The organism is Achromobacter sp. B7 (genome assembly GCF_003600685.1).
In the GTDB taxonomy this organism is placed as follows: domain Bacteria; phylum Pseudomonadota; class Gammaproteobacteria; order Burkholderiales; family Burkholderiaceae_B; genus Achromobacter; species Achromobacter spanius_B.
Genome location: NZ_CP032084.1, coordinates 1,429,969 through 1,456,966 on the forward strand (window position 1 = coordinate 1,429,969; position 26,998 = coordinate 1,456,966).

The window sequence follows — 26,998 nt, forward strand, 5'->3', positions numbered from 1 at the left end:
TGCCGGCAGCTTCTGCGGTGTGCATGCGCTTACTCGTGGTGACCACTGGGTGGACGCCAAAGCGCTAGAATGCGCGCTTTATTCGCATTCATAACGGGAGACTTCAATGACCCAACCCGTCAGCGTCCCGGCAAATGTCACGCTTCCCGAGCTTACGTTCCGGGGCATTTTGCTGGGCGCCCTGATCACCGTGATCTTCACGGCGTCGAACGTCTTCCTGGGGCTGAAGGTGGGCCTGACGTTTTCGTCCGCGATTCCGGCAGCCGTGATTTCGATGTCGGTGTTGCGCCTGTTCAAGGACGCGAACATCCTGGAAAACAACATGGTGCAGACGCAGGCTTCCGCGGCCGGCACCTTGTCTTCCATCATTTTCATCCTGCCCGCGCTGGTCATGATGGGCCACTGGCAAGGCTTTCCTTTCTGGCAGACGCTGGGCATCTGCGCGGCGGGCGGCATGTTGGGCGTGATGTTCACGATTCCGCTGCGCCACGTCATGGTGGTGCAAAGCAATCTGCCGTATCCGGAAGGCGTGGCGGCGGCCGAAATCCTGCGCGTGGGCAGTGCCGAACGCGCACAAGATGCGGCAGACGATGCCCAGGCAACGTCGGGGCAGCCGGTGACCAATACCGCTACCAAGCCGGTGGCGACCGGCATGGGTGACATCGTCGCCGGGGGCGTGGTGGCGGCGGCGGTCAGCTTTGCGGCCAGCGGCTTGCGGGTGCTGGGCGATAGCGTCAGCGGGTGGTTCGCGCTGGGCGGCGCGGTGTTCCGGTTGCCCATGGGCTTTTCGTTGGCCTTGCTGGGCGCGGGTTACCTGATCGGCATCGTGGCGGGCCTGGCCATGTTGACGGGGCTGATCATTTCGTGGGGCATCGCCGTGCCGGTGTTGACCGCGATGGGCGACATGCCGGCCGGCCAATCGCTGGCGCAATACGCCACCGGCCTGTGGGCGTCGCAAGTGCGCTTCATTGGCGCGGGCGTGATCGGCGTGGGCGCCATCTGGACGCTGGCAACCCTGTTCATGCCGATGGCGCGTGGCGTCAAGGCCTCGTTCTCGGCGCTGACCAGCGCGGGCGCGGCCCGTGCCGGCAAAGCGCCTCGTACCGAACGCGACTTGTCGGCCGGCTGGATTTCAATAGTGACGCTGGTGCTGGTGGCGGTGTTGGTGGTGACCTTCCAGGTGTTCCTGTCGGGCGCGCCCGTGTCGGCCGCCGCCGTCTGGAAGCTGGTGGCGTACGCGGTGCTGTTCGCCTTTGTGTTTGGGTTTCTGGTGGCGGCCGCTTGCGGCTACATGGCGGGTTTGGTGGGTTCGTCGACCAGCCCGATTTCCGGCGTGGGCATCGTGGCCATCGTGTTGGTGTCTTTGTTGATGCTGACGTTGGGCGGCGAACTGCTACAGGCGCAAAACGGCGTGCAGATGGCGATTGCGTTGTCCATTTTCAGTACGTCGGCGGTGGTGGCGGTGGCGTCCATTTCCAACGACAACCTGCAAGATCTGAAGACCGGCTGGCTGGTTGGCGCCACGCCATGGCGCCAACAGGTAGCCTTGCTGATTGGCTGCGTGGTGGGCGCGGCGGTGATTTCACCCGTGCTGGAACTGCTTTACAACGCCTATGGTTTTGCCGATGCGATGCCACGCGCGGGCATGGACCCGGCGCAAGCCTTGTCGGCGCCGCAGGCCACGCTGATGCTGGCGATTACGCGCGGCATCTTCACGCACCAACTGAACTGGACGATGATCCTGATCGGCATGGCGGTGGGCGTGGCGCTGATCGTGGTGGACGAAATCCTGAAGCGCACCTGCCGCGTGGCGCGCATTCCGGTGTTGGCCGTGGGCATCGGGATCTATCTGCCGCCCACGGTGGCGGCGCCGATCGTGGCCGGCGCGGTGCTGGCGTGGTTGCTGGAACGCGCGCTGCGTCGTCGCGCCGCCGCGGCGGGCAAGCCATACGAGCAATTCGCCGACGCCGCGAACCGGCGTGGCGTGCTGATTGCGTCGGGCTTGATCGTGGGCGAAAGCCTGGTGGGGGTGTTGATGGCCGGCATCATCGGCGCGGCGGGTACGGATGCGCCGCTGGCCATCGCGGGCGAGGGCTTCGCGGTGACGGCGTCGTACCTGGGCTTGGCCGTGTTTGTATGGGTGGCGGTGCTGTTCTGGCGGCGCGTGATGCGGCTGGCCTGAGCCGGGCCATGGGCATTGAGACGGGCGCGTCGCGACGCGCCCGCCGCTGCCCGCCATGAAATCAATGTTCCTCGGCCTGCAAGGCCGCCGCGATGATGGCGCGGCGGTCGTGCGTCGCGCCGTTCAGGAACAGGTTCAGCAACACGGCCGACAGCGAGGCCAGCAAGATGCCCGATTCGATCAGGGTGTGCAGCGAATGCGGCATCCATTGTTTGAAGTTGGGCGCGATCAGCGGCACCATCCCGATGCCGATCGACACGGCCACGATCATGGAGTTGTGGCGGTTGCGCTTGAAGTCCACGCCAGACAGAATGCGGATGCCGGTCGCCGTCACCATGCCGAACATGACGATGCCCGCGCCGCCGAGCACCACGGTGGGCAACGATTCCACCAGCGCGGCCATCTTGGGCAACAAGCCCAGCACCAGCAGGATGATGCCCCCCGCGACGCACACGAAGCGGCTCTTCACGCCGGTTACCGCAACCAAGCCCACGTTCTGCGAAAAGCTGGTGTACGGAAACGTGTTGAAGATGCCGCCGATCAAGGTGCCCAGCCCGTCCGTGCGCAGACCGCGCGCCATGTTCTGCTGACTGATTTCGCGTTCGGTCATTTCCCCCAGCGCCAGGAACATGCCCGCCGATTCGATCATCACGACGACCATGATCAACGCCATGCTCAGGATCAACATGGGGTCGAAACGGGGCATGCCGAAATGGAAGGGCAGCACGATGTCGAACCAATCCGCCTGGCCGATTTTTTCGAACGTCATGATGCCGGTGGCCGATGCCACGATGGCGCCGATGACGATGCCCAGCAACACCGAAATGTTGGCGATGAAGCCCTTGGTGAATTTCACGATCAGCAGGATCGACGCCAGCACCAGCACGGCAATGCCAAAGCCGGTCAGGTCGGCATAACGCGGGTTCGGCATCGACGGCATGATGGCGAAGCCCTGCGGCACGGGCGGGATGGCGCTGCCCGGTGAGGTGACGTCGGCCAGCCATTTGGCATAGATGGGGTCGACGATGACGGGGGCGGTGGGGCCGGACGGGTTGCCGAACACCCAGTTGATGCCGACGCGCATTAACGTAATGCCGATGACCGTGATGATGGTGCCCGTGACCACGGGCGGGAAGAACCGCAGCATGCGGCTGATGACCGGGGCGATCAAAATCGAAATGATGCCGGCCCCGATGATGGTGCCGAACAGTAGCTGCGCGCCGCCCGGACCCGGGTTGGCGTTGGCCATCGCTACCATCGGCGCCACGGCCGCGAACGTGACACCCATCATGACGGGCAGCTTGATGCCGAACCACTGCGTGGCGCCCAGGGTCTGGATCAGCGTGACCAGCCCGCAACAGAACAGGTCGGCCGAGATCAGCATGGCGACTTCGTCTGGCGTCAGGTTCAAGGCGCGGCCGACGATCAAGGGTACGGCCACCGCGCCGGCATACATCACCAACACATGTTGCAGGCCCAACGCCGCGAGTTTGCCGGTAGGCAGGCGTTGGTCGACGGGATGGAGGTCTTGAGACGCGCCGGACGGCGCGGGCGATGCAGCCTGCATGGGAGTGTCTCCTGGCGGAGTGGGATGTCGGTCGGAAAATCCTGAAAAACGTTCTTGTGTACGAGGAATGTATACAGGTATGCGCGGTCCTCGAAATGGAGGAAAACCCGCATCATATAAACATGTTTAGTTACGTTATGTAGGAATTGTCGCAGCTGGGCCGCGCGATGGGACAGGAGCCCGGCGGCCCCCGCCCCGATCCGGCGCGATCAGGCCGGTGCCAGCAGGTCGGCCAACGTGCGCGCAATCACCTTGGTGGCGCGGCGCAGGTCTTCCAACACGACGCGTTCGTCGTTGCGTTTGGCATGGGATTCCAGCACGGTGCGCGGCCCGGCGCCGTAGATGACTCCGGGAATGCCGGCTTCGCCGTACAGGCGCACGTCGGTGTACAGCGGCGTTCCCATGGCCGGGATCGGTTCGCCGAACAGCACTTCGCCGTGTTTCTGGATGGCGTCGACCAGCGGCTGGTTGCCCGGCAGCGGACGCATCGAATTGGCCAGCAGCAGGCGCTTGATGTCGATGGTGATGCCGGGGGTGGCGGCAGCGGCTTCCTGGATGATCCGGCGGATGTCTGCTTCCACTTCAACGGCGTTTTCTTCGGGAATCATGCGGCGGTCCAGCTTGAAGCTGACCTTGCCGGGCACCACGTTGGTGTTGGTGCCGCCTTCAATGCGTCCGACATTCAGGTACGGGTGGCTGATGCCGGGCACCTCGGACGTGACGTTCTGGTACAGCGTGTTCTGCGCATACAGCGCGTTCAGGATTTTGACCGCGCCTTGCAGCGCGTCCACGCCCGTGGACGGAATGGCGGCGTGCGCCATTTTTCCGTGTACCGTCACTTCCATTTGCAGGCAGCCGTTGTGCGCGGTGACAACCTCGTAGCTGAAGCCCGCGGCAATCATCAGGTCGGGCTTGGTCAGGCCTTGCGACAGCAGCCAGCCGGGGCCCAGCAAGCCGCCGAATTCTTCGTCATAGGTGAAGTGCAGTTCGACCGCGCCGTGGCTGGGCTTGGCCACCGCTTCCAGGGCGCGCACCGCGTAGGTAAAGCTGGCGAAGTCGCTTTTGCTGACCGCGGCGGCGCGCCCGTACAGGCTGCCGTTTTCGATTTCGGCACCGTAAGGGTCGTGTTGCCAGCCGTCGCCCGGGGGCACGACGTCGCCGTGCGCGTTCAGCGCGATGCGCCGGCCAGGGCCGTATTCGCGCCGCACGATCAGGTTGGTGATGGATTGCATGCCGTAGTCCTGCACCGCTTGCGCGGGCACGGGGTGCGCTTCGGCCTCAAGGCCCATTTCCTTGAGCAGTTCGGCGGTGCGCACGGCGTGCGGCGCGTTATTGCCGGGCGGCGTGTCGGTGGGCACGCGCACCAGCGATTGCAGGAAGCTCACCTGCTCGTCGAAGTGGGCGTCGATCCAGGCGTCTAGTCGGGCGTAATCGGTCATGGCGTTAGCGTTTGATGTCATTGGCAAGGTCGTCCAGCAGGTGCTGCATGGCATGCGCGGCCAGCTGGATGTCGTCGCGGGTGGTGGATTCGCGGGGGTTGTGGCTGATGCCGTGGTTCTGGCCGCGCACGAACAGCATGGCTTGCGGCATGACTTCGTGCAGCTTCATGGCGTCGTGCCCGGCACCGCTGGGCATGCGGTGCAGCGGTACGCCCAGCGCGTCGACGGCGCGTTCCCAACGCTGTTGCCAGGCAGGGTCGCTGGGCGCGGCGGCGGCGCGCATGGTTTCTTCAAGCGCATAGCGCAGGCCCCGGCGCGTGCAGATGGCGTCAAGTTCGGCCAGCACGTCATTGACCAGCGCGTCGCGTTGCGCATCGCTGGGCGCGCGCAGGTCCAGGCTGAAGCGGCATTCGCCCGGCACGACGTTGATGGATCCGCTGGGCACTTCCAGCATGCCGATGGTGCCTACCGAATCGCCATCGCGCGCGGCGCGTTGTTCGACATACAAGGCCAGTTCGGCGGTGGCGGTGGCGGCATCGCGGCGGCGGTTCATCGGCGTGGTTCCGGCATGGCAGGCCATGCCGAAGATCTGTGCCTGATAACGCACGCTGCCGTTGATCGATGTGACGATGCCCAGCGGCAGTCCCATTTCATACAGCACCGGGCCTTGCTCGATATGGACTTCGACAAACCCTAGATAGCGCGCCGGGTCGCGGCGCAGCTTCGGAATGTCGTCGATGCACAGGCCGGCGTGCAGCATGGCGTCGCGCATGGTGACGCCTTGCGCGTCCTTCTGGTCCAGCCATTCTGGCTTGAAGTCGCCAATCAAGGCGCCGGAGCCCAGGAAGGTGGCGCGGTAGCGCTGGCCTTCTTCTTCGGCAAAGCCGATGACTTCCAGGTGATAGGGCAGGCGGCGACCTTGTCGATGCAGTTCACGCACGCAGGCCATGGGCACGAAAATTCCCAGGCGGCCGTCGTATTTGCCGCCATTGCGCACGGTGTCGTAGTGGCTGCCCGTCATCAATGTGGGGGCGTCGGGCTGCTGGGCACGATAGCGGCCCACCACGTTGCCGACGGCGTCGATTTCAACTTCGTCAAAGCCGCAATCTCGCATCCAGTGCGAGATGCGCTGCGCGCAGGCGCGGTGCGCTTCGGTCAGGTACGTGACGGTCAGCTGGCCTTTTTCGGCGTAACCGGGATCGCTGTGGATACTGAGCCGTTCCTGCCAGTCCCAGATGTCGTTGCCCAAGGTCAGGTCGCGTCCGAACTTGTCGGTCAGGCGAATTTCGACGATGCGATGGATATTGCGCAGCGCTTCTCGGATTTCGACGTCGGGCGGGTTATCCAGCCGCCGCGCAAATTCATCGATGATCTGCTGGCGCGACAGGCCCGTGCCGCGCGCGCCGCGCACGGCCAGAATGAACGGAAAACCGAAGCGCGCGTTGTAGTCGTTGTTCAGCTGTTGCAGCCGCGCCAGTTCGTCGGGCGAGCAATGCGTAAGTCCCGCCTGATCCTGTTCCTGGGTGGATTCGGCGGTCAGGCTGTTTTGCTGCATGGCGCGCCCCGCCAGTTCCGGGTGCGCGCGGATCAGCGCCAGTTGTGCGTCGATATCAGCTTGATCCAGCACGTGGCGCAGCTGATCCTGTAAATGCGCCAGCGACCGAAAAGGCCGGGCGGCGAGCGCCTGGCGGGCAATCCACGGCGAATGTTCGTACAGGCCGTCCAGCATGGCCAGCGCCGCGTCGGGCGTGGCGGCATTGAGTTGTTCCAGCGTGTGGGGCATGGTCGGTGCGCTCAACGGTTGGGAAGATAGGGGTGGGTGGCCTTCCAGTGCCGGGCGATGTCCAGGCGGCGGCATACCCAGACGCGGTCGTGGCGGGCAATGTGGTCCAGAAAGCGCTGTAGCGCCGTGATGCGCCCCGGGCGGCCCAGCAGCCGGCAATGCATGCCGATACTGAGCATCTTGGGCGCTTCGTCGCCTTCGGCGTAAAGCACGTCGAAGCTGTCCTTCAGGTACTGAAAGAAGGGGTCGGCGTGCGAATAGCCTTGCGGCAGCGCGAAGCGCATGTCGTTGCAGTCCAGCGTATAGGGCACGATCAGTTGCGGGACGACGGCGCCGTCGCTCTTTTTCACCTGCATCCAGAAGGGCAGGTCGTCGCCGTAGTAATCGCTGTCGTATTCGAAGCCGCCGTAGTCGGCCACCAGTCGGCGCGTGCGCGGGCTGTCGCGCCCGGTGTACCAGCCCAGCGGGCGGCTGCCTGTCAGCTGGGTGATAGCTTCCATGCCCAGGCGCATATGTTCGCGTTCGGTGGCTTCGTCCACGTTCTGGTAATGCACCCAGCGCCAGCCATGGCAGGCAATTTCGTGGCCCAGTTCCGTGAACGCCGCCGTCAGTTCGGGGTGGCGCTGTAGCGCCATGCCGACACCAAACACGGTCAAGGGCAACTGCCGCTTTTCAAATTCGCGCAGGATGCGCCAGACGCCGGTGCGCGACCCGTATTCGTAGATGCCTTCCATGCTGAGATGGCGGTCGGGGTAGCTGGCCGGGTTGAACATTTCCGACAGGAATTGTTCAGAACCCGCATCGCCATGCAGCACGCTGTTTTCGCCGCCTTCTTCGTAGTTCAAAACGAATTGCACGGCAATGCGAGCCCGGTCGGGCCATTGCGCGTGGGGCGGATTGCGGCCATAGCCGATCAGGTCGCGGGGGTAGGGAAGCGTGGAGTCGTAGGTGTTCATGAATAGAGCGGGCATGGAGCCTGGGGGGCGCGCGCAGCGGTAAGGAAAGAACTCAGTGGGCCAAGCGCGGATGAACGGACGGTTTCATGATGGGCTAAACAATAGCTGGAAAGCAATTAGCTGTATACAATTTATGTACATCATTAAGGATAACCATGAGACCGCCCCGCAGCCTTCGGGGGCACACAGGAGACAACATGGGACTGACCACGCACGTACTCGACACCATGCACGGTTGCCCGGCCCAGGGCATGTCCGTGGCGCTATACGCCACACGCGGCGAATCCGCCACCTTGATCCAGCAATTCACGCTGAACCAGGACGGCCGCAGCGCCAAGCCCTTGTTTGCCGACGCGGACTTGAAAGTGGGTACCTACAGACTGGTGTTCGACGTTGCCGCCTACTTCCAGGCGCGCGGCGTTGCCTTGCCCGAGCCCAACTTCCTGAATCGGGTCAGCCTTGACTTCGGCGTGGCGCACGCGGACCAGCACTATCACGTGCCGCTGTTGGTCAGCCCCTGGAGCTATTCCACGTATCGGGGCTCGTAAGCGGCAAGGCCCCTCACATCAGGGTATTCCTGATGCCACAGCGGTTGCGCGCGCATAGCCTTGTGAACAAAACCTGCATACAATTTCGTCCATCCTGATCGCAGCGGTGCGGGGCCCTTTAGCCTTGTGCGCGATCTATCTTCTGCTTACAGCGCCCGCGGTGGTAGGCAGTGCGGCGGAGCCTATCAAGGCCCGCCCACTGCGGGGGCGTGGATGGAAAGTTACTACCTGGATTGGGTCAACCTGTTGCTGCGTTGGGCCCACATCATTACCGGCATCGCATGGATCGGCACGTCGTTCTATTTCGTGATGCTGGACAACAGCCTTGAAAAACCGCAAGACGCCGAATCGCTCGCCAAGGGCGTGGGCGGCGAGCAATGGGCCGTGCACGGCGGCGGTTTCTACAACATGCAGAAGTACGCGGTGCAGCCCAAAAAGCTGCCCGAACATCTGCATTGGTCGTTCTTGGAAAGCTACAGCACCTGGCTGACCGGCTTTGCGCTGTTCACCATGTCGTACCTGTGGAACGCCAGCACCTACCTTATCGACCGGTCAAAAATGGACTGGCAGCCCGGCACCGCCGTGGCCGTCGCGCTGGCGTTCTTTGTGGTGTTCTGGATGGTCTACGACGGCATCTGCCGCCTGTTCGGGCGCGGCAAGCACGGTGACACGATCGTGGGGGTGCTGGTGGCGGTGTTCATCGCCCTGGCGTCCTGGCTGGCCTGCCACTGGTTCGCGGGCCGCGCGGCGTTTTTGCTGGTGGGCGCGATGATGGCCACCACCATGAGCGGCAACGTGTTCTTCTGGATCATCCCTGGGCAGCGCAAGAACGTGGCCGCGATGCGGGCGGGCAAGCCCGTCGACCCCGTCCATGGTCAGCGCGGCAAACAGCGCAGCGTGCACAACACCTACTTCACGCTGCCGGTGGTGTTCACCATGATGAGCAACCACTACAGCTTCACCTATACCCATCAGTACAACTGGATCGTTCTGCTGCTGATCATGCTGGGCGGCGCGGCGATCCGGCAGTTCTTCGTGGTGCGCCATCGCTTCAAGCTGGGCAACGCGCGCAACCCGCTGCCGTATGTATTGTTAGGGGTGGCGGTGCTGGGCTTGACCATCGTGTGGATGCGGCCCGCGCCCGTGGCGGCCTCGGCGGCGGTGGCCGCGCCCGCCGAGGTGGCGTTTGCGGAAGTACGCCATGTATTCGACCAGCGGTGCCTGCTATGCCACGGCGCACAGGTGCAGATGAAGAACGTGCGCCTGGATTCCGTTGAGCAGATCGCGGTTCACGCCCAGGCCGTGTACCAGCAAGTGGTGGTGTCGAAAATCATGCCGATGGCCAATTCCACCGGCATGACCGACGACGAACGCGCGTTGATTGGCGCGTGGTTTCAGGCCGGCGCAAAAACCCGGTAGCCGGAGCGGGGCCGGTCAGCGCAAGTCGCCGGCCGGCCAGCCCATGGCCCCGAAGCCGGCGGGCGGGCCGTCGGCCTCAGCCGTTGCGGTACAGAAAGCTGTAGGCGTTGATCGCCGGCACCCCTCCCAGGTGCGCATACAGAACCTTCGACCCAGCCGGAATCTCGCCTCGGCGAACCAGATCCATCATGCCCTGCATCGACTTCCCCTCGTACACGGGGTCGGTCATCATGCCCTCCAGCCGCGCGCAGGTGCGGATGGCGTCGTTGGTTTCGGCTGACGGCAAGCCATACGCGGGATAGGCGTAGCGCGTATCCAGCACCACGTCGCTGTCGGCGATGCCTGCTTCCAGCCCGACCATATCCGCCGTGCGGCGCGCGATGCGCAGGATCTGCGCGCGGGTTTGTTCCGGTGTGGCCGATGCGTCGATGCCGATGACGCGGTTGGCCCGGCCGTCCGCCGCAAACCCGACCACCATGCCCGCCTGCGTGCTGCCGGTGACGGCGCAGACCACGATGTAGTCAAACTTGAATCCCAGGTCGGCTTCCTGGCGCCGCACCTCTTCGGCAAAGCCCACATAGCCCAGCCCGCCCAGTTCGTGGTCGGACGCGCCGGCCGGAATGGCGTAGGGCTTGCCGCCGCGTTTGCGCACGTCTTCCAGCGCCTCTTCCCAACTGCGGCGAAAGCCGATGTCAAAGCCTTGGTCCACCAGGCGCACGTCGGCGCCCATCAGGCGGCTCATCATGATGTTGCCGACGCGGTCGTAGACGGCGTCGGAATAGTCCACCCAGTTTTCCTGCACCAGCACGCAAGCCAGCCCCAGCTTGGCGGCCACCGCGGCCACCATGCGGGTGTGGTTGGATTGAATGCCGCCGATGGTGACCAGAGTGTCGCAACCTTGTTCCAGCGCTTGCGGAATCAGGTATTCCAGCTTGCGCAGCTTGTTGCCGCCGAACGCCAGACCGCTGTTGCAGTCCTCGCGCTTGGCATAGATGTCGACCTTGCCGCCCAGATGCGCGGACAGGCGGTCCAGCTTTTCGATGGGGGTGTCGCCGAAGGTCAGGCGATGTCGGGGAAAGCGTTGCAGATCCATGCGGGCTCCTGTGATGGGATTCCGGCCGGCAAGTGAGGCTCGGGTGGAAAAATCATAGGAATCGCGGGCGGTAGCGGTCAATTGCGTATTTATGGATGAACGCGATATTAAAAATAGCAGAGAAAGATAATTTAGATTTAATATTTTCGGAAGAAAAACAATAACGAGATAATATTTTTAGGGACGCATGCAATGAGCGCGCTTGCCGGATTGGACCGTATTGATCGCCACATCCTTCGTCTCTTGCAAGACGATGCACAGATCACCAATCTGGATTTGAGTGCGCGCGTGCACCTGAGCCCGGCCGCCTGCTTGCGCCGGGTGGAAAAGCTGAAGGCCGAAGGGATCATCAAAAAGACGGTGGCGCTACTGGAGCCGGCCGACGTCGACATGGCCACGCTGGTCATCGTGGGCGTGGTGCTGGACCGTTCCACGCCCGACTCCTTCACCGACTTCGAGGAAGCGGCGCGCGGCATCAGCGGCTGCCTGGAATGCCACCTGGTGGCGGGCGAATTCGACTACTTCCTGATGCTGCGCATACGCGACCTGGAGCGCTTCAACAAGCTGCATGCGGGCGAGATCATCAAGCTGCCTGGCGTACGCCAGATTCGCACCTTTTTTGTGTTGAAAGAGATCTTGTCGACGACTGTCTTGCCGGTGTGACGCAGCTAATGCACAACACTCGCGCATCGACGTGCTCGGCAATGACGCACTGCGGCATTTTGGAATGGCGGAAATTGATGGCGCGTAGACGTCGCAATGTCAGGGGTTGGCCGGACATTCCACGGCCGCATGCAGGCATTCCGAAAGGGCTTTTGCGCCACAAAAATGTCTCAAGACGCCCGTAAACTCAAAGGGTTATACTGCTCGGCATACGGCTTTCAAGGCTTGTACGCGCCTTCTGCCCCCTGCGATCCGCTAAACGGGAAGCCCGTGTCGCGGAAGGTTTTTCCTGCATCGTGTCGAGTGAAGCACTCGTAAAGGTGAAGCGATATGTCTTCGGAAATAGAATCTCTATCCACGTCTTATCTCTTTGGCGGTAACGCGCCATATGTTGAGGAGCTTTACGAAGCCTACCTCGACAATCCCGGTTCGGTTCCTGATAACTGGCGCGAATATTTCGACCAGTTGCAGCACGCTCCCGCAACCGACGGCCAGGAATCCACTCGCGACCAGGCCCACGCTCCCATCGTCGAATCGTTCGCCCAGCGCGCCAAGGCCAATGCCTTCGTGCAACGCTCCGCCGAACCCGACCTGAGCGTCGCCAGCAAGCAAGTGTCGGTGCAATCGCTGATTGCCGCCTACCGCTCGCTGGGTTCGCGCTGGGCCGATCTGGACCCCCTCAAGCGCCAGGAACGTCCGCAGATCCCGGAACTCGATCCCGCCTTCTACGGCCTGACCGAATCCGACCTGGACCAGACCTACTCGGCCACCAACACCTACTTCACGACCGCCAGCACCATGACGCTGCGCGACATCCTGAAGGCGCTGCGCGACACGTATTGCCGCAGCATCGGTGCTGAATTCACGCACATCTCCGACCCCGCCGCCAAGCGCTGGATCCAGGAACGCCTGGAAACCACGCTGGGTGCGCCCGCCTACTCGGTCGAAGAAAAGCGCCACATCCTGCAGCAGCTGACCGAGTCCGAAGGGCTTGAGCGCTTCCTGCACACCAAGTACGTCGGCCAGAAGCGCTTCTCGCTGGAAGGCGGCGAAAGCTTCATCGCCTCGATGGACGAAGTGGTGAACCACGCCGGCGAAAACGGCGTCCAGGAAATCGTGGTCGGCATGGCCCACCGCGGCCGCCTGAACCTGCTCGTGAACATCATGGGCAAGATGCCTGGCGACCTGTTCGCCGAGTTTGAAGGCAAGCACGCCGAAGGCCTGACCGACGGCGACGTGAAGTACCACAACGGCTTCTCGTCCGACCTGTCCACCCGTGGCGGTCCGGTCCACCTGTCGTTGGCCTTCAACCCGTCTCACCTTGAAATCGTGAACCCCGTCGTTGAAGGCAGCGCACGCGCTCGCCAGGAACGCCGCGGTGACACCGAAGGCAAGACCGTTCTGCCGGTGCTGGTGCACGGCGACGCGGCTTTTGCCGGCCAAGGCGTGGTCATGGAAACGCTGAACCTGGCCCAGACGCGCGGCTACGGTACGGGCGGCACGCTGCACATCGTCATCAACAACCAGATCGGTTTCACTACGTCCGACCCGCGTGACTCGCGTTCGACGCTGTATTGCACCGACGTGGTCAAGATGATCGAAGCCCCGGTGTTCCACGTCAACGGCGACGACCCCGAAGCCGTGGTGTTCGTCACCAAGCTGGCCCTGGACTACCGCCTGCAATTCCGTCACGACATCGTCGTGGACATCGTTTGCTTCCGCAAGCTGGGTCACAACGAACAAGACACCCCGTCGCTCACGCAGCCGCTGATGTACAAGCGCATCGGCCATCACCCCGGCACGCGCAAGCTGTACGCCGACAAGCTGACCACGCAAGGCGTGCTGGCCGAAGGCGAAGCCGATCAACTGGTCAAGGACTACCGTCAGCTGATGGAAGACGGCCAGCGCACGATTGAACCCGTGCTGACCGACTACAAGAGCAAGTACGCCATCGACTGGTCCCCGTTCCTGGGCGCCAAGTGGACGGACCAGGCCGACACGGCCGTGCCGCTGGCTGAACTCAAGCGCATCGGCGAACGCATCACGACGGTTCCGGAAGGCTTCACGGTGCACCCGCTGGTTGCCAAGCTGCTGAACGACCGCCGCACGATGGCCAAGGGCGAAATGAACCTGGACTGGGGCATGGGCGAACACCTCGCCTTCGCAACCCTGGTTTCCTCGGGCTACGCCATCCGCATCACGGGCCAGGACTCGGGCCGTGGCACGTTCACGCACCGCCACGCCGTGCTGCACGACCAGAACCGCGAACGCTGGAACGACGGCACCTACATTCCGCTGCAGAATGTCTCGGAAGGCCAGGCTCCGTTCACCGTCATCGACTCCGTGCTGTCCGAAGAGGCGGTGCTGGGCTTCGAATACGGTTACTCCAGCGCTGAACCGAACACGCTGACCATCTGGGAAGGCCAGTTTGGCGACTTCGTCAACGGCGCCCAGGTCGTGATCGACCAGTTCATCAGCTCCGGCGAAGCCAAGTGGGGCCGCCAGTCGGGCCTGACCCTGATGCTGCCGCACGGCTACGAAGGCCAAGGCCCCGAGCACTCGTCGGGCCGCATCGAGCGCTTCCTGCAACTGTGCGCCGACAACAACATGCAAGTGGTCCAGCCGACCTCTGCCTCGCAGATCTTCCACGTTCTGCGTCGCCAGATGATCCGCCCGTTCCGCAAGCCGCTGGTGCTGTTCACGCCGAAGTCGCTGCTGCGTAACAAGGACGCGGGTTCGCCCCTGACCGATCTGGCGGGCGGCAGCTTCCAGCCGGTGATCGGCGAAGTCGACGACACCATCGACGCCAGCAAGGTCAAGCGCGTTCTGGCTTGCTCGGGCAAGGTGTACTACGACCTGGTCAACGCCCGCCGCGAGCGTGGCGCCGACAACGTCGCCATCGTCCGCGTCGAGCAGCTGTACCCGTTTGCGCACAAGTCGTTCGAAACGGAACTGCGCAAGTACCCGAAGGCCACCGAAGTGATCTGGGTTCAGGACGAACCGCAGAACCAAGGCGCCTGGTTCTACGTTCAGCATCACGTGTACGAGAACATGGTGGAAGGCCAGAAGCTGGGCTACGCCGGCCGCGCCGCGTCGGCATCGCCGGCCGTGGGCTACCTGGCCAAGCACCAGGAGCAGCAGAAGGCCCTGATCGAGACGGCTTTCGCGCCCAAGTTCAAGGTCATGTTGACGAAGTAACCCTGACTTGATGCACGCGCTGCGCGCGGCAAGCGTTTTGGAACCTGCTTTCGAACCTTGCCGCGCCGCGTGACCAGAACACACACTTTACGGAACAAACAAAATGGCTATTACCGACGTCGTCGTCCCCCAACTTTCCGAATCCGTCTCCGAAGCGACCCTGCTGACCTGGAAGAAGCAGCCGGGCGCTGCCGTTGAAGCGGACGAAATCCTGATCGAAGTCGAAACCGACAAGGTCGTGCTGGAAGTGCCGGCTCCCGCCTCGGGCGTGCTGGCTGAAATCGTCAAGGGCGATGGCAGCACCGTGACCTCGGGCGAAGTGCTGGCCCGCATCGACACCGCCGCCAAGGCCGCCGCCGCCGCGACCGCCCCGGCCGAAGCCCCCAAGGCCGCTGAACAAGCCGCTGCCGCCCCGGCACCCGCCGCCGCGCCCGCTTCGTCGGCTGCCGCCGGCGTGGCATCGCCCGCCGCCGCCAAGATCCTGGCCGAGAAGGGCGTTGACGCCGCTTCCGTGTCGGGCACCGGCCGCGACGGCCGCGTGACCAAGGGCGACGCCCTGGCCGCCGGCGCTCCTGCCGCCAAGGCCGCTCCGGCCAAGGCGCCGGCTGCTCCAGCCCCGACCACGCTGTCGCTGGACGGCCGTCCGGAACAGCGCGTGCCGATGAGCCGCCTGCGCGCCCGCATCGCCGAGCGCCTGCTGCAATCGCAGCAAGAAAACGCAATCCTGACCACGTTCAACGAAGTGAACATGCAAGCGGTCATCGATCTGCGTAGCAAGTACAAGGACAAGTTCGAAAAGGAACACGGCATCAAGCTGGGCTTCATGTCGTTCTTCGTCAAGGCCGCCGTGGCTGCCCTGAAGAAGTACCCGCTGATCAACGCCTCGATCGACGGCAAGGACATCATCTATCACGGCTACTTCGACATCGGTATCGCTGTCGGCAGCCCGCGTGGCCTGGTGGTGCCGATCCTGCGCAACGCCGACCAGCTGTCCATCGCTGAAATCGAAAAGACCATCGCCGACTTCGGCCGCCGCGCCGCTGACGGCAAGCTGGGCATTGAAGAAATGACCGGCGGTACGTTCTCGATCTCCAACGGTGGCGTGTTCGGTTCGATGCTGTCGACCCCGATCATCAACCCGCCGCAATCGGCCATCCTGGGCGTGCACGCCACCAAGGATCGCGCTGTTGTCGAAAACGGCCAGATCGTCATCCGCCCGATGAATTACCTGGCGCTGTCCTATGACCACCGCATCATCGACGGCCGCGAAGCCGTGCTGGGCCTGGTCGCCATGAAGGACGCCCTGGAAGATCCGCAGCGTCTGTTGCTGGACCTGTAATCTCGACGCCCCGCGTGGCGCCGCTCCGGGCCTTCCGGATCGCGGCGCCCCGGCCGGCCTGGCGCCGGCCTCCGGCTCACTAACGTCGGGCGGGGCGTGTTCCACCCCACACTCATCCGCGAGAACACTATGTCCAAACAATTTGACGTCGTCGTGATCGGCGCAGGCCCTGGCGGCTACATCGCCGCTATTCGCGCAGCCCAACTGGGCATGTCGGTCGCTTGCATCGACGCCTGGCAAAACGGCCAAGGCGGCCCGGCTCCCGGCGGCACCTGCACCAACGTTGGCTGCATCCCGTCCAAGGCGTTGCTGCAATCGTCCGAGCACTTTGAACAAGCCAATCACCACTTCGCCGAACACGGCATCGAAGTCAAGGGCGTCAGCCTGAAGCTCGATACGCTGATCGGCCGCAAGAACACGGTGGTCAAGCAGAACAACGACGGCATCCTGTACCTGTTCAAGAAGAACAAGGTCACCTTCTTCCACGGCAAGGGCGCGTTCAGCGGGCAAGTGGAAGGCGGCTGGGCCATCAAGGTCACCGGCACCGCCGAAGAAGACCTGGTGGCCAAGCACGTGGTGGTGGCGACCGGTTCGTCGGCTCGCGAACTGCCCGGCCTGCCGTTCGACGAAAAGGTTGTGCTGTCCAACGACGGCGCGCTGAACATCGGCGGCGTCCCCAAGACGCTGGGCGTGATCGGCGCCGGTGTGATCGGCCTGGAAATGGGCAGCGTGTGGCGCCGCCTGGGTTCCGACGTCACCATCCTGGAAGCGATGCCGGAATTCCTGGCCGCCGCTGACAGCCAGGTGGCCAAGGAAGCGCTGAAGGCGTTCACCAAGCAAGGCCTGAACATCCAGATGGGTGTGAAGATCGGCGAGATCAAGGCCACCGCCAAGTCGGTGACCGTGCCTTACGTCGACGCCAAGGGCGCCGAGCAAAAGCTGGTGGTCGACAAGCTGATCGTCTCGATCGGCCGCGTGCCTTACACCGGCGGCCTGAACGCCGACGCCGTGGGCTTGAAGCTGGACGAACGCGGCTTCGTGGCCGTGGACGGCGACTGCAAGACCAACCTGCAAAACGTCTGGGCAGTGGGTGACGTCGTGCGTGGCCCGATGCTGGCGCACAAGGCCGAAGAAGAAGGCGTGGCGGTTGCCGAGCGCATCGCCGGCCAGCATGGCCACGTCAACTTCGACACCGTGCCGTGGGTGATCTACACGTCGCCGGAAATTGCCTGGGTCGGCAAGACCGAGCAGCAGCTCAAGGCCGAAGGTCGCGAGTACAAGGCCGGCAGCTTCCCGTTCCTGGCCAACGGCCGCGCGCGCGCCCTGGGTGACACCACCGGTTTTGCCAAGGTGATCGCCGATGCCAAGACCGACGAAGTCCTGGGCGTGCACATCGTGGGCCCGATGGCCTCGGAACTGATCTCGGAAGCCGTGACCATCATGGAATTCCGTGGCGCCGCCGAAGACATCGCCCGCATCTGCCACGCGCACCCGACGCTGTCGGAAGCCGTGAAGGAAGCCGCTCTGGCCGTGGACAAGCGCGCGCTGAATTTCTAAGCGTCCTTGACCTGAGCTAGACAGGGGGCGGGTTCAAGGACCCGCCCTTTTTTCATTTTGGTTGCTTGAGCTGAACCCCATGAACGTCCTCGAATACTACGAACACGCCCTGGCCGAACGTGGCTACAAGCCCGATGCCGCGCAAAAGCTGGCCATCGACCGCTTGCAGCGCTATTACGACGAGTGGGTCAAGTTCAAGTCGATGCGCTCGAATGCCCTGAAAAAGCTGCTGAACCGGCCCGACGTGCCGCGTGGCGTGTATCTGTGGGGTGGGGTGGGGCGCGGCAAGAGCTTCCTGATGGACGCCTTCTACGCGACCGTGCCCGTGGTGCGCAAGACGCGCCTGCACTTTCACGAGTTCATGCGCGGCGTGCATCGCGAGCTGGAAGAAGTAAAGGGCATGCAAGACCCGCTGGACGAAGTGGCCAAGCGCGTCGCCAAGCGTTACCGGCTGATCTGCTTTGACGAGTTCCACGTGTCGGACGTGGCCGACGCGATGATCCTGCATCGGCTGCTGCTCAAGCTGTTTGAATACGGCACGTCGTTCATCATGACGTCCAACTACGAACCGTCCACCTTGTACACGGACGGCCTGCACCGCGACCGCGTGCTGCCCGCCATTGCGCTGATCCAGTCGCGCATGGACGTGATGAACGTGGACGCGGGCGTGGACTACCGCCGCCGCTCGCTGGAGCAGGTGCAGTGTTATCACACGCCGCTGGACGAACACGCGCAGGCTGCGCTGAAGAAGGCGTTCGACAGCCTTGCCGATACGCCGCCGCAGGAACCCTTGCTGCACATCGAGCACCGCGAGATCCGCGCCGTGGCGCTGGCCGGTTCGGTGGTGTGGTTTGATTTCGCCACGCTTTGCGGCGGCCCGCGTTCGCAGAACGACTACCTGGAATTGGCCAACCGATTCCACGCCGTGATCCTGTCGGGCGTGCCCAGGATGGGCCCGCGCCAGGCATCCGAGGCGCGCCGCTTCACCTGGTTGATCGACGTGTTCTACGACCACCGCGTCAAGCTCATCATGTCGGCTGAGTGCGAGCCCGAAGAGATCTACACGGAAGGGGCGCTGGCCAACGAATTCCATCGCACCGTCTCGCGCATTCTTGAAATGCAATCGCGCGAATATCTGGAATCCGAGCGCCGCCTGACGGCGACGTTGTAGTAATGCCGCAAGCGGCCCGTCTGGGGCGAGCCGCTTGTACATAGCATTGGTAATGCAAGTCATTATCACTTAAGATTTTGACACTTCAGGTTCCGCACCGCGGTCTCAATTGTGTCTTCCTCTTTGTTTTCCCCACCGGCTACGTGCGCGGACGCCGCGATCGCGCCAGTTGACGGGCTGTATCGCGAGCACCGGCCATGGCTGTTTGGATGGTTGCGCCGCAAGCTGGGCTGCGAGCATCGCGCCGAAGATCTGGCGCAGGACGTTTTTGTCCGGGTGATTCAGGGCCGCAAGGCGGTGCGCGCGACCGATGCACGCGCCTTGCTGACCACGATCGCGAAGGGGCTGGTTGTGGACCATCAGCGCCATGCCGCGCTGGAATACGCTTATCTGAACTACCTGGCCACGCTTGAGCAGGCTTACGCCCCGTCGCCCGAGACACAGGCCGAACAACTGCAAGCGCTGGTGCGTCTGGACCGGCTGCTTGACGGCTTGCCGCCCAAGGCGCGTTCCGCATTTCTGATGTCGCAGCTGGATGGGCTGACCTATCCCGACATCGCGCAGCGTCTGGGCGTATCGCTCAGTTCCGTTCAGCAGTACATGGTGCGGGCGATGGCCGCCTGCTATGCCGCATTCTATGAATAACGCCGCACGAGGCGCCCCGCCGGATGCCGTGGTGCGCCAGGCCATTGCCTGGTGGGCCCGCTTGCAAAGTGGCGTGGCGAATGCCCGGGACCACGAGTCCTGCCGCGCGTGGCTGGATGCGGATGCCGCCCATCGACAAGCCTGGGATCGCCTGGAGGCCATCGGCCGCGATACGCGCCGCGTGCCGGCGGCGTTGGCCCATGCCGCGTTGAGCTCGCCAAGCTCCCGGGGCCGCCGCAACGCATTGCGCGGCTTGCTGAGCCTGACGGGCGTGGCCGCCATCGGATGGGCAGGCTATCGGCACACGCCCTGGCAACGCCTGGCGGCTGACCTTAGCACCCGCGTGGGGGAACGCCGTACCGTGGCGCTGGCCGACGGCCTGACCATCACGCTGAACAGCGATAGCGCCGTGCGCCTGCATCTGTCGGGCGCCGCGCGCGGCATCGACCTGCTGCGCGGCGAGATGTTGGTAAATACGCAACCGCGCGCGGGCGTGGATGCGCTGCGCGTGATCGCGGGCCATGGCGAACTGCGTGCCGAGCGCGCGCGGTTCGATCTGCATCGCACCGACGCAGGCTTGCGCCTGGGCGTGTACGAAGGCAGCGTGGGACTGCTGCGCCAGGGCGCCTGGACGCACGCCGACGCCGGCGAGCGGCTGGCCTACACCGACCCCGACGCCGGCGCCGACGAGCTCGTGCGCAGCGCCGTCGACCCCGATCGGTTGGCCTGGGTGGACGGCATGGTGGTGGCCAAGGAGTGGCGGCTGGACGCGTTTGCGCGCTATCTGGCGCGCCAGCGCGTGGGCGTGATCCGCGTGGACCCCGCCGTGGCCGCCCTGAAACTGTCGGGCGTGTTCCCGCTGGACGATGCGGAACGGGCGCTGAAGGCGCTTGAGCCCGCGCTGCCCATCACGGTCACGCGGCACACGCAGTATTGGTTGCAGGTCGATCCTCGGCAAATCTGAGCGTTACAACTTTTTTGCCGGATGTCTTGCAGGTTTTTGCTTCCCGTACGGAAAGGCAGGGATAGATCACCGTACAGGGAGAGTTTCGTGTCTGCTTCATCTCAATCGCGCCTGCGCGCCACACTGACGGCCGGCCGCAAGGCCGTGCTGACCGCCACTTGCGCGGGCGCGCTTGCCGCGGGCATGCCCGGTGCGTGGGCTCAGTCCGCGCCCGCCGCCGCCAACGCGCAGCGCAGCTACCAGATTCCCGCCGGTGCGCTGGCCGATGTGTTGACGCAGTTCGCCCGCACGGCTGGCGTGGTGCTGTCGTTCGATCCGGCTTTGGTGCGCGGCCAGCGATCCGACGGTTTGAATGGTGGCTATTCCGTGGGCGCCGGCTTTGCGCGCGTCTTGTCGGGCAGCGGCCTGCAGGCGCGTGCGCAATCCGGCAATACCTGGACGCTGGTGCCCGCGCCTGCCTCGCCGTCAGGTGACGCGCATGTGCTGGCGCCGGTGACGGTGTCCGGCATGGCGGAAAGCGCGCTGGCGCCCACGGTGGGCTATGTGGCCAGCGCCAGCGTCAGCGCGACCAAGACCGACACACCGCTGATTGAAACGCCGCAATCGGTGTCGGTCATTACGCGCGAACAGATCACGGAGCAGGGCGCGCAGACGCTCAACCAGGTGCTGCGATACACCGCCGGCGTGGCGACCGAATCGCGCGGCGCCACTGCCACGCGGCTGGACCAGTTCAATGTGCGGGGCTTTTCCGCATCGTCTTATCTGGACGGCTTGCGCGTATTTGGTGGCCGCGATGCGCTGCCGCAAGTCGATGCCTATCGCCTCGAACGGGTGGACGTGCTGAAGGGCCCGGCGTCGGTCATGTACGGCCAGGGAGGCCCGGGCGGCGTGGTGAACCAGGTCAGCAAGCGACCGCTGGAAGAGACGCTGCGCGAAGTGGAGGTGCAGGTTGGCAACTACGACTATGGCCGAGCCAACTTCGACTTTGGCGGGCCGGTCGATGAAGACGGCAAGTTCTTGTATCGCCTGGTCGGCGCCGGCTATATGTCGGACGGCCAGGTGAAGGACACCAAAGAGCGCCGCTATTTTGTGTCGCCGGCCTTCACGTGGAAGCCCAGTGGCGATACCTCGCTGACCGTGCTGACCAATTTCCAGCGCGATCCGGACATGGGTTCGTACGGCAGCGTGTCGTCCATGCGTACGCTGTTGTCGGCGCCGGACGGCATCCGCCTGCCGGCGGATTACTACGATGGCGACGCCAATTTCGAAAAGAGCGACCGCAAGAGCTATTCATTGGGCTACGTGCTGGACCATCGGTTCAACGACACGTTCAAAGCCACGCAAAGCCTGCGCTGGACCCGTTCCGAAGCCAAGTACCGCAGCGTGTACGGCGCCATGACGAACAACTACGGCTATACGGACCGCACCTATCTGTACCAGCAGCGCGCGGCGATCGCCACGGACGTGGACGTGGGCGCACTGACCATCGACAACAATGTGCAGGCCCGCTTCAACACCGGCAGCTTTGGTCACACCGCGTTGCTGGGCTTTGACTACCAGCACGTGAAGACAGACACGTTGTCGGGATCGGGCAGCGCGCCGCCGCTGTACGTGTTGAACCCGGATAACCGACAGCATATCGCCACTCCGGCATTTTCGTCGGATGCCACGTCCAGGCAGTACCAGGCCGGCTTGTACTTCCAGGACCAGATCAAGATCGACCGCCTGTCGGTGTTATTGGGGGGGCGCTATGACTGGGCCCGCACCGTCGGCGAAACCACGGCAATTTCCAGCGGCCGCGTCACCCCGTCGTCGCTGACCGCCGAGAAGTTCACGGGCCGCGCGGGCGTCATCTACAACTTCGATAATGGCGTGGCGCCGTACTTCAGCTATTCGGAATCGTTCGAGCCGCAGTCGGGCACGGGTTGGCAAAACGTGCCGTTCAAGCCCATCGAGGGCAAGCAATACGAAGTCGGCATCAAGTACCAGCCGCCGGGCAGCGCAACGTTGCTGACCTTCGCCGCCTTCGATATCCGACGCGAGAACATGACGACAACCGATCCGGACCCCACCCACGTGTGCGGCACGGCCGGCGGGCGCTGCTCGATCCAGGCGGGCGAGCTGCGCACGCAGGGGATCGAGCTGGAAGCCAAGAGCGAGCCGCTGCGCGGCCTGACGCTGGTGGCAGCGTATTCGCTGATGGACAACGAATATTCCAAGGCCAATCCGAACCTGGCGGGCTTGAACCTCAAAGGTAAATCGCCGGCCGGCGTACCGTCGCAACAGGCGTCCGCATGGGCACGCTACCAGCTGCAAGGGGGGCCGCTGGCGGGCATGGGCGTGGGCGGCGGCGTCCGTTATATCGGCTCGTCGTTCGTTGACGAAGCCAATACCTACAAGGTGCCTTCCGTCACGCTGTTCGACTTGATGCTGGACTATGACCTGGGCCGCGTGTCGCCTTCGTTGAAGGGCATGCAAGTGGCGTTGAACGTGCAGAACCTGTTCGACAAGGAGTATGTCGCGTCGTGCCTGGGTGAGTCCTGGTGCTGGTACGGTTACCAGCGTTCGGTGAAGGCCAGCGTGCGTTATCGCTGGTAAACCGGGAGTACAAAGCGCGGCAGGTTGCGCCGCAGCGGGCGGACCGATGGCCCGCCCGCTGCACTTCAGGGGCTGCACTTCCGGGGCTGCACCCCGGAGGCTGCGTTTCAAGCACCGTGCCTCAGGCGCTGCGCGCCTCTGCGACAAACGCGCGCCAGCGTGCAAGAAAGGCCTCGCGACCGGCAGAAGCTTCGGCTTCATCGACCGGCACGATCTTGATGTCGGCAAGCGGCGGCATGTCCAGGTGCTTGCTGACGTCGATGTCGTCGCGGCTGGGGCGGCGATAGGCGTTTTGCAGCAATGCCAATTGCATCTCGCGCGACAGCAGCAGGTCGTACATCAGGCCGGCGGCCTGCGGGTTGGGCGAGTTCTTCACCATGGCCATGTTGTCGGCCACGGTGAAGGTGCCGTCCGACGGGTACATGATGCCGATTTCCTTCTGGCCGCCCGCCACATAGGGATACGCCGTCGATTCGAAGGTGATGCCCACGGCGTATTCCCCCTGGCCCACGCTGCGAACCACATGCGAGGCCGCGCTGGAGACGCTGACGTTGCGCGCCAGCGCCCGCAAGCCGTCGGTACCCAGGACACGCTCGATGCCCCACAACGCGGTAAAGGCTGTGGAACTGTTGCCGGGGTCGCCGATGATGACCTTGCCTTTGAAGCGGCGGTCGGTCAGGTCGGCCCACGAGGTGGGCGCGGGGCCGGACAGCTGCCGCGCATTGACCATGCCGACCACGACGTGCAGGTTGGCGGCCATCCAGAGGTCGTCCGGGCCATGCAGGGGTTCGGGAATCGCGGCGATGTGCTTTGAGCGGTAAGGCTCGAACAAGGCGCGGTAGCCGTGCATGACGTTGGCGCTGGATGTCCAGAAAAGATCGCCCTTGGGCTGGCCCGCTTCGGCCTCGATTCGTTTCAGCAACTGGCTGCTGCCGCCCGCCACCGTGCTGGGCTTGATATGGGGCAGCAGGTCGCGCGCGAGATCGCTGGCGGTCTCGACGGACTGCGCGTTCAAGGTGGTGTACAGAACGACTTTTTCGGCCCGCTGCGCCAGCGCCTGGGCGGGCAGCGCGCCGATGCCTCCGGTGACGGCCAGCAGCTTGAGCACCTGGCGGCGGTTGAAAGAGGGAAGCTGGATCATGGCGGTTCCTTGTTGGGTAAGGTGTAAGAGCCCGGCTCAGGCAAAGAGCCGGATATTGAAGACACGGGTCGCCAGCAGCACCGGCGCCAGAATCACGGCGATCAGCACCAGACCATAGGCCGATGCCTGCGCCATGAGGCCGCTGTCGATCAAGCGGAAAATCTGGATGGGCAGCGTTTCATGGCCCGGCGAATACACAATGACTGACGCGCTCAGTTCGGAGACGGTGGTGGTCCAGGTCAGGACGGCGGCCGCGGCGATCGCGGGCGCCATCAAGGGCAGCACCACCTTCAAGAAGGACGCCAGCGGCGGCACTCCCAGGCTGATGGATGCCTCTTCGATGGAATCGGGCAGGTTGAACAGCGTGGACGACGCGTTGCGCACGCCAAACGGCAGCCGCCGCACGATGTAGGCCAGCACGATCAATGACGCGGTGCCGGACAAATCGAACGCGCCATGGCCGAAGGTCATCAATAGGCCGATGCCGATTACCGTGCCGGACAGCGCCAACGGAATCGAGCTGAGGTAATCCAGCCAAGGCGTCAACACATTGCGCTTCTTGACGATGAGGTAGCTGGCCAGCGTGCTGAAGGCAATGGCGATCAGCGTGGCGGCGCCGGCGAACAAGACGGAGTTCAGCACCGGGCCGGGGGCATTGATCAGCACGCGTTCCAGATGCGCAAGCGTCCATTCACCCCAACGCATGACCGGGCCGTGCGCGCGCGTGAAGGCGCCCACGGCGAGGGTGCCCAGCGGCAACATGGACAGCGTCATCACAGCCAGCGCCGCCCCCGCCATCGCCAGCCCCGGCCCGCGTATCGGCGTCTCGGGCGCGGCGCGCCCTTGCGTGATTTCATAGCGGCCACGCGACACGATCCAGCGTTGCAGGAACAGGGCCAGCATCACCAGGGCAATCGATGTGGTGGCCAGCGTGCTTTGCATGACCGGGTCGCTGCCGGTTTCGGACACGGACGCCTGATAGGTCAATACCGACAGCAGTTCGACCCGATGCCCGAGAATCATCGACGTGGCGAAATTGCCCACCACCATGGTGAAGACAAGCAGCGCGCTGGCCAGCACGGCGGGCAGCACGACGGGGGCCATTACCTTCAGGCGCGATATCGGCGGCGACGTACCCAGGCTTTGGGCGGCCTCTTCAAGCTGCGCATCAAAGCCACGGATAGCGGCCAGCGTGCCTATGTAGATGTACGCGTAATACGTGAACGTCATGACGGTCAGCAAGCCCGGCCAGCCGTAGAACGACGGCGGGTCCAGCCCCAGGCCGTCGCGCAGCGCGCGCGTCAGCACGCCGTTGTTGCCCAGGATCATCAGCCAGGTTTGCGCCCCGATGACTTCGGGAATGATGAGCGTGATCAAGGGCAGGATCGACACCAAGGCCTTGCCGGGATAGCGGTGTCGCGCGGTCAGGTAGGCCAGCGGCACGCCGATGGCGGCGGCCAGCAGCGTGACGCCGGCGCCCAGCAGCAAGGTGTTGCCGATGGCGCGCACATAACGCGGATCCGCCAGCATGATCTGCCAGCCGGACAGGCCTTCGTCGTTGCGGGCCAGCACGCTGGCCGACAGGATGTTCAGCACGGGCCACACCAGGAATACCAGCAACACGGCCAGCACCGCCAGCGACAACCACGTCCAGGGCGACCGCAGAATGGGGACCAGGCGCTTCATGATGCCAAGACCAGGGTTTTTTGCGGGTTGAACACCAGGTCCACCTCGGTTCCTCGTGCCAGCGCCGCGATCGGGTCGCCGTGCACGTCCACGTTCATATGGCGGCCGCTGGGCAGTTCGACGCGGTAGTTTGTCTTGATGCCCAGGTACTGCTGCGTCAGGATCCGCGCGGGCACGCCGGCCCCGGCGGTGGTGGACAGCAGGATGTCTTCGGGGCGCGCCACCAGAACGGCCTGGCCCGTCACGGGCACCGGGGCATGCGCGGCCACGGGGTGTCCATCGACCTGCAAGCGGACGGGCCCGATCTCATGCGCGTGGCATTGCACGGGCAGCAGGTTGGCCGCACCGATGAAGTCCGCCACGTAGCCGCTGGCCGGCTGGCTGTAGATGTCGCGCGGCGTGCCCAACTGCGCCACGCGGCCCTGCTGCATGACGGCGATCTGGTCGGATAGCGCCAGCGCTTCTTCCTGATCGTGGGTGACAAAGACGGTGGTGATGCCGGCCTCGCGCTGGAGCTCGGCGATGGTCTGGCGTACCTGGATGCGCAGCTTGGCGTCCAGGTTGGAAAGCGGTTCATCCATCAGCAGCACCTGCGGCTGGATGACCAGCGCGCGTGCAAGCGCGACGCGCTGCCGCTGTCCGCCGGACAATTCGGCGGGTAGTCTTGCCGCGTATTGCCCCAGGCCCACCCGTTCCAATGCCGCGGTCACCCGCTGCTGGATCTGGGCGGACGCCACCTTTCTTGCGCGCAACCCGTAGGCCGCGTTGTCGAACACGCTGCGGTTGGGAAACAGTGCGTAGTCCTGGAACACCATGCCGATGTTGCGTTGGTGCGCGGGCAGGCGGGTCACGTCCTTGCCGCCGAAACGCAGGTGGCCGGATGCAATGGGCGTGAATCCCGCGATGGCGCGCAGCAGGGTGGTCTTGCCGCAGCCGCTGGGCCCCAGCAAGGTAAAAAAGGCGCCGGGAGGAATATCCAGGCTCAGGCCGTCGATGACGCGCTGATCGCCGTACGAAATGCAGAGTTTTTCAATGCGGATGTCCATGCC

The 26,998-nt window shown here is 64.1% G+C and carries 19 protein-coding genes; 11 read left to right on the top strand and 8 right to left on the bottom strand.

Features of this window, described 5'->3' with window-relative positions; genetic code table 11:
• Nucleotides 1-106 precede the first annotated feature (106 nt).
• On the top strand, nucleotides 107-2,182 hold the full coding sequence (locus DVB37_RS06435) for an OPT family oligopeptide transporter (protein WP_120154345.1): 2,076 nt from the start codon (nucleotides 107-109) through the stop codon (nucleotides 2,180-2,182).
• 61 nt (nucleotides 2,183-2,243) lie between these two features.
• Here DVB37_RS06435 and DVB37_RS06440 read toward each other — a convergent pair whose 3' ends face one another.
• From DVB37_RS06440 to puuE, 4 genes are all read right to left on the bottom strand, one after another.
• Nucleotides 2,244-3,749: a nucleobase:cation symporter-2 family protein gene (locus DVB37_RS06440; RefSeq protein WP_120154347.1), complete on the bottom strand. Its 1,506-nt coding sequence runs from the start codon at nucleotides 3,747-3,749 to the stop codon at nucleotides 2,244-2,246.
• Nucleotides 3,750-3,958: 209 nt separating this feature from the next.
• Nucleotides 3,959-5,188 carry a M20/M25/M40 family metallo-hydrolase gene (locus DVB37_RS06445; RefSeq protein ID WP_120154349.1) on the bottom strand — a complete coding sequence of 410 codons (1,230 nt, stop codon included), beginning with the start codon at nucleotides 5,186-5,188 and terminating at the stop codon, nucleotides 3,959-3,961.
• 4 nt (nucleotides 5,189-5,192) lie between these two features.
• Complete coding sequence (gene uraD / locus DVB37_RS06450; RefSeq protein WP_046802868.1) at nucleotides 5,193-6,971, bottom strand: 2-oxo-4-hydroxy-4-carboxy-5-ureidoimidazoline decarboxylase; 1,779 nt, start codon at nucleotides 6,969-6,971, stop codon at nucleotides 5,193-5,195.
• Between the two features lie 11 nt (nucleotides 6,972-6,982).
• Nucleotides 6,983-7,927, bottom strand: a complete 945-nt coding sequence (puuE, locus tag DVB37_RS06455; RefSeq protein WP_046802668.1) for an allantoinase PuuE — start codon at nucleotides 7,925-7,927, stop codon at nucleotides 6,983-6,985.
• 197 nt (nucleotides 7,928-8,124) lie between these two features.
• On the opposite strand from puuE, the gene uraH reads away from it, so the two are divergent.
• Both uraH and DVB37_RS06465 read left to right on the top strand, forming a co-directional pair.
• Nucleotides 8,125-8,475 (top strand): hydroxyisourate hydrolase, encoded by a 351-nt coding sequence (gene uraH / locus DVB37_RS06460; protein WP_120154352.1) that lies wholly within the window; start codon nucleotides 8,125-8,127, stop codon nucleotides 8,473-8,475.
• A 213-nt stretch (nucleotides 8,476-8,688) separates the two neighbouring features.
• On the top strand, nucleotides 8,689-9,894 hold the full coding sequence (locus DVB37_RS06465; protein WP_120154354.1) for a urate hydroxylase PuuD: 1,206 nt from the start codon (nucleotides 8,689-8,691) through the stop codon (nucleotides 9,892-9,894).
• 76 nt (nucleotides 9,895-9,970) lie between these two features.
• Here the strand turns inward: DVB37_RS06465 and DVB37_RS06470 are convergent, their stop codons facing one another.
• The gene (locus DVB37_RS06470; protein WP_046802671.1) at nucleotides 9,971-10,987 is read right to left on the bottom strand and encodes a 1-aminocyclopropane-1-carboxylate deaminase; all 1,017 of its coding nucleotides are present in this window, start codon (nucleotides 10,985-10,987) and stop codon (nucleotides 9,971-9,973) included.
• 192 nt (nucleotides 10,988-11,179) lie between these two features.
• On the opposite strand from DVB37_RS06470, the gene DVB37_RS06475 reads away from it, so the two are divergent.
• The 8 genes from DVB37_RS06475 (at nucleotide 11,180) to DVB37_RS06510 (ending at nucleotide 23,122) form a co-directional block, all read left to right on the top strand.
• A complete protein-coding gene (locus DVB37_RS06475; protein WP_046802672.1) occupies nucleotides 11,180-11,650 on the top strand; it encodes an Lrp/AsnC family transcriptional regulator in 471 nt (156 codons plus the stop codon).
• 330 nt (nucleotides 11,651-11,980) lie between these two features.
• Nucleotides 11,981-14,848 (top strand): 2-oxoglutarate dehydrogenase E1 component, encoded by a 2,868-nt coding sequence (locus DVB37_RS06480; RefSeq protein WP_046802673.1) that lies wholly within the window; start codon nucleotides 11,981-11,983, stop codon nucleotides 14,846-14,848.
• 103 nt (nucleotides 14,849-14,951) lie between these two features.
• Entirely contained in the window at nucleotides 14,952-16,187 is a 1,236-nt protein-coding gene (odhB, locus tag DVB37_RS06485; protein WP_046802674.1) for a 2-oxoglutarate dehydrogenase complex dihydrolipoyllysine-residue succinyltransferase, read from the top strand.
• A gap of 129 nt (nucleotides 16,188-16,316) precedes the next feature.
• The gene (gene lpdA / locus DVB37_RS06490) at nucleotides 16,317-17,744 is read left to right on the top strand and encodes a dihydrolipoyl dehydrogenase (protein ID WP_046802675.1); all 1,428 of its coding nucleotides are present in this window, start codon (nucleotides 16,317-16,319) and stop codon (nucleotides 17,742-17,744) included.
• Nucleotides 17,745-17,823: 79 nt separating this feature from the next.
• Nucleotides 17,824-18,915, top strand: coding sequence for a cell division protein ZapE (gene zapE / locus DVB37_RS06495; protein ID WP_046802676.1), 1,092 nt, complete (start codon nucleotides 17,824-17,826; stop codon nucleotides 18,913-18,915).
• A 111-nt stretch (nucleotides 18,916-19,026) separates the two neighbouring features.
• Entirely contained in the window at nucleotides 19,027-19,560 is a 534-nt protein-coding gene (locus DVB37_RS06500) for a sigma-70 family RNA polymerase sigma factor (RefSeq protein ID WP_120154356.1), read from the top strand.
• Nucleotides 19,553-20,524, top strand: coding sequence for a FecR domain-containing protein (locus DVB37_RS06505; RefSeq protein WP_120154358.1), 972 nt, complete (start codon nucleotides 19,553-19,555; stop codon nucleotides 20,522-20,524). The genes DVB37_RS06500 and DVB37_RS06505 overlap by 8 nt, the downstream gene beginning before the upstream one ends.
• A 183-nt stretch (nucleotides 20,525-20,707) precedes the next feature.
• Entirely contained in the window at nucleotides 20,708-23,122 is a 2,415-nt protein-coding gene (locus tag DVB37_RS06510; protein WP_240434130.1) for a TonB-dependent siderophore receptor, read from the top strand.
• Between the two features lie 121 nt (nucleotides 23,123-23,243).
• Here the strand turns inward: DVB37_RS06510 and DVB37_RS06515 are convergent, their stop codons facing one another.
• Genes DVB37_RS06515 through DVB37_RS06525 form a run of 3 tightly spaced genes read right to left on the bottom strand, consistent with a single transcriptional unit; the run spans nucleotide 23,244 to nucleotide 26,995 of the window.
• Nucleotides 23,244-24,263: an extracellular solute-binding protein gene (locus DVB37_RS06515; protein WP_052945919.1), complete on the bottom strand. Its 1,020-nt coding sequence runs from the start codon at nucleotides 24,261-24,263 to the stop codon at nucleotides 23,244-23,246.
• 36 nt (nucleotides 24,264-24,299) lie between these two features.
• Entirely contained in the window at nucleotides 24,300-25,949 is a 1,650-nt protein-coding gene (locus tag DVB37_RS06520; RefSeq protein ID WP_120154362.1) for an iron ABC transporter permease, read from the bottom strand.
• Nucleotides 25,946-26,995 carry an ABC transporter ATP-binding protein gene (locus tag DVB37_RS06525; RefSeq protein WP_046802681.1) on the bottom strand — a complete coding sequence of 350 codons (1,050 nt, stop codon included), beginning with the start codon at nucleotides 26,993-26,995 and terminating at the stop codon, nucleotides 25,946-25,948. Before DVB37_RS06525 ends, DVB37_RS06520 begins: the two co-directional genes overlap by 4 nt.
• Nucleotides 26,996-26,998: the final 3 nt, after the last annotated feature.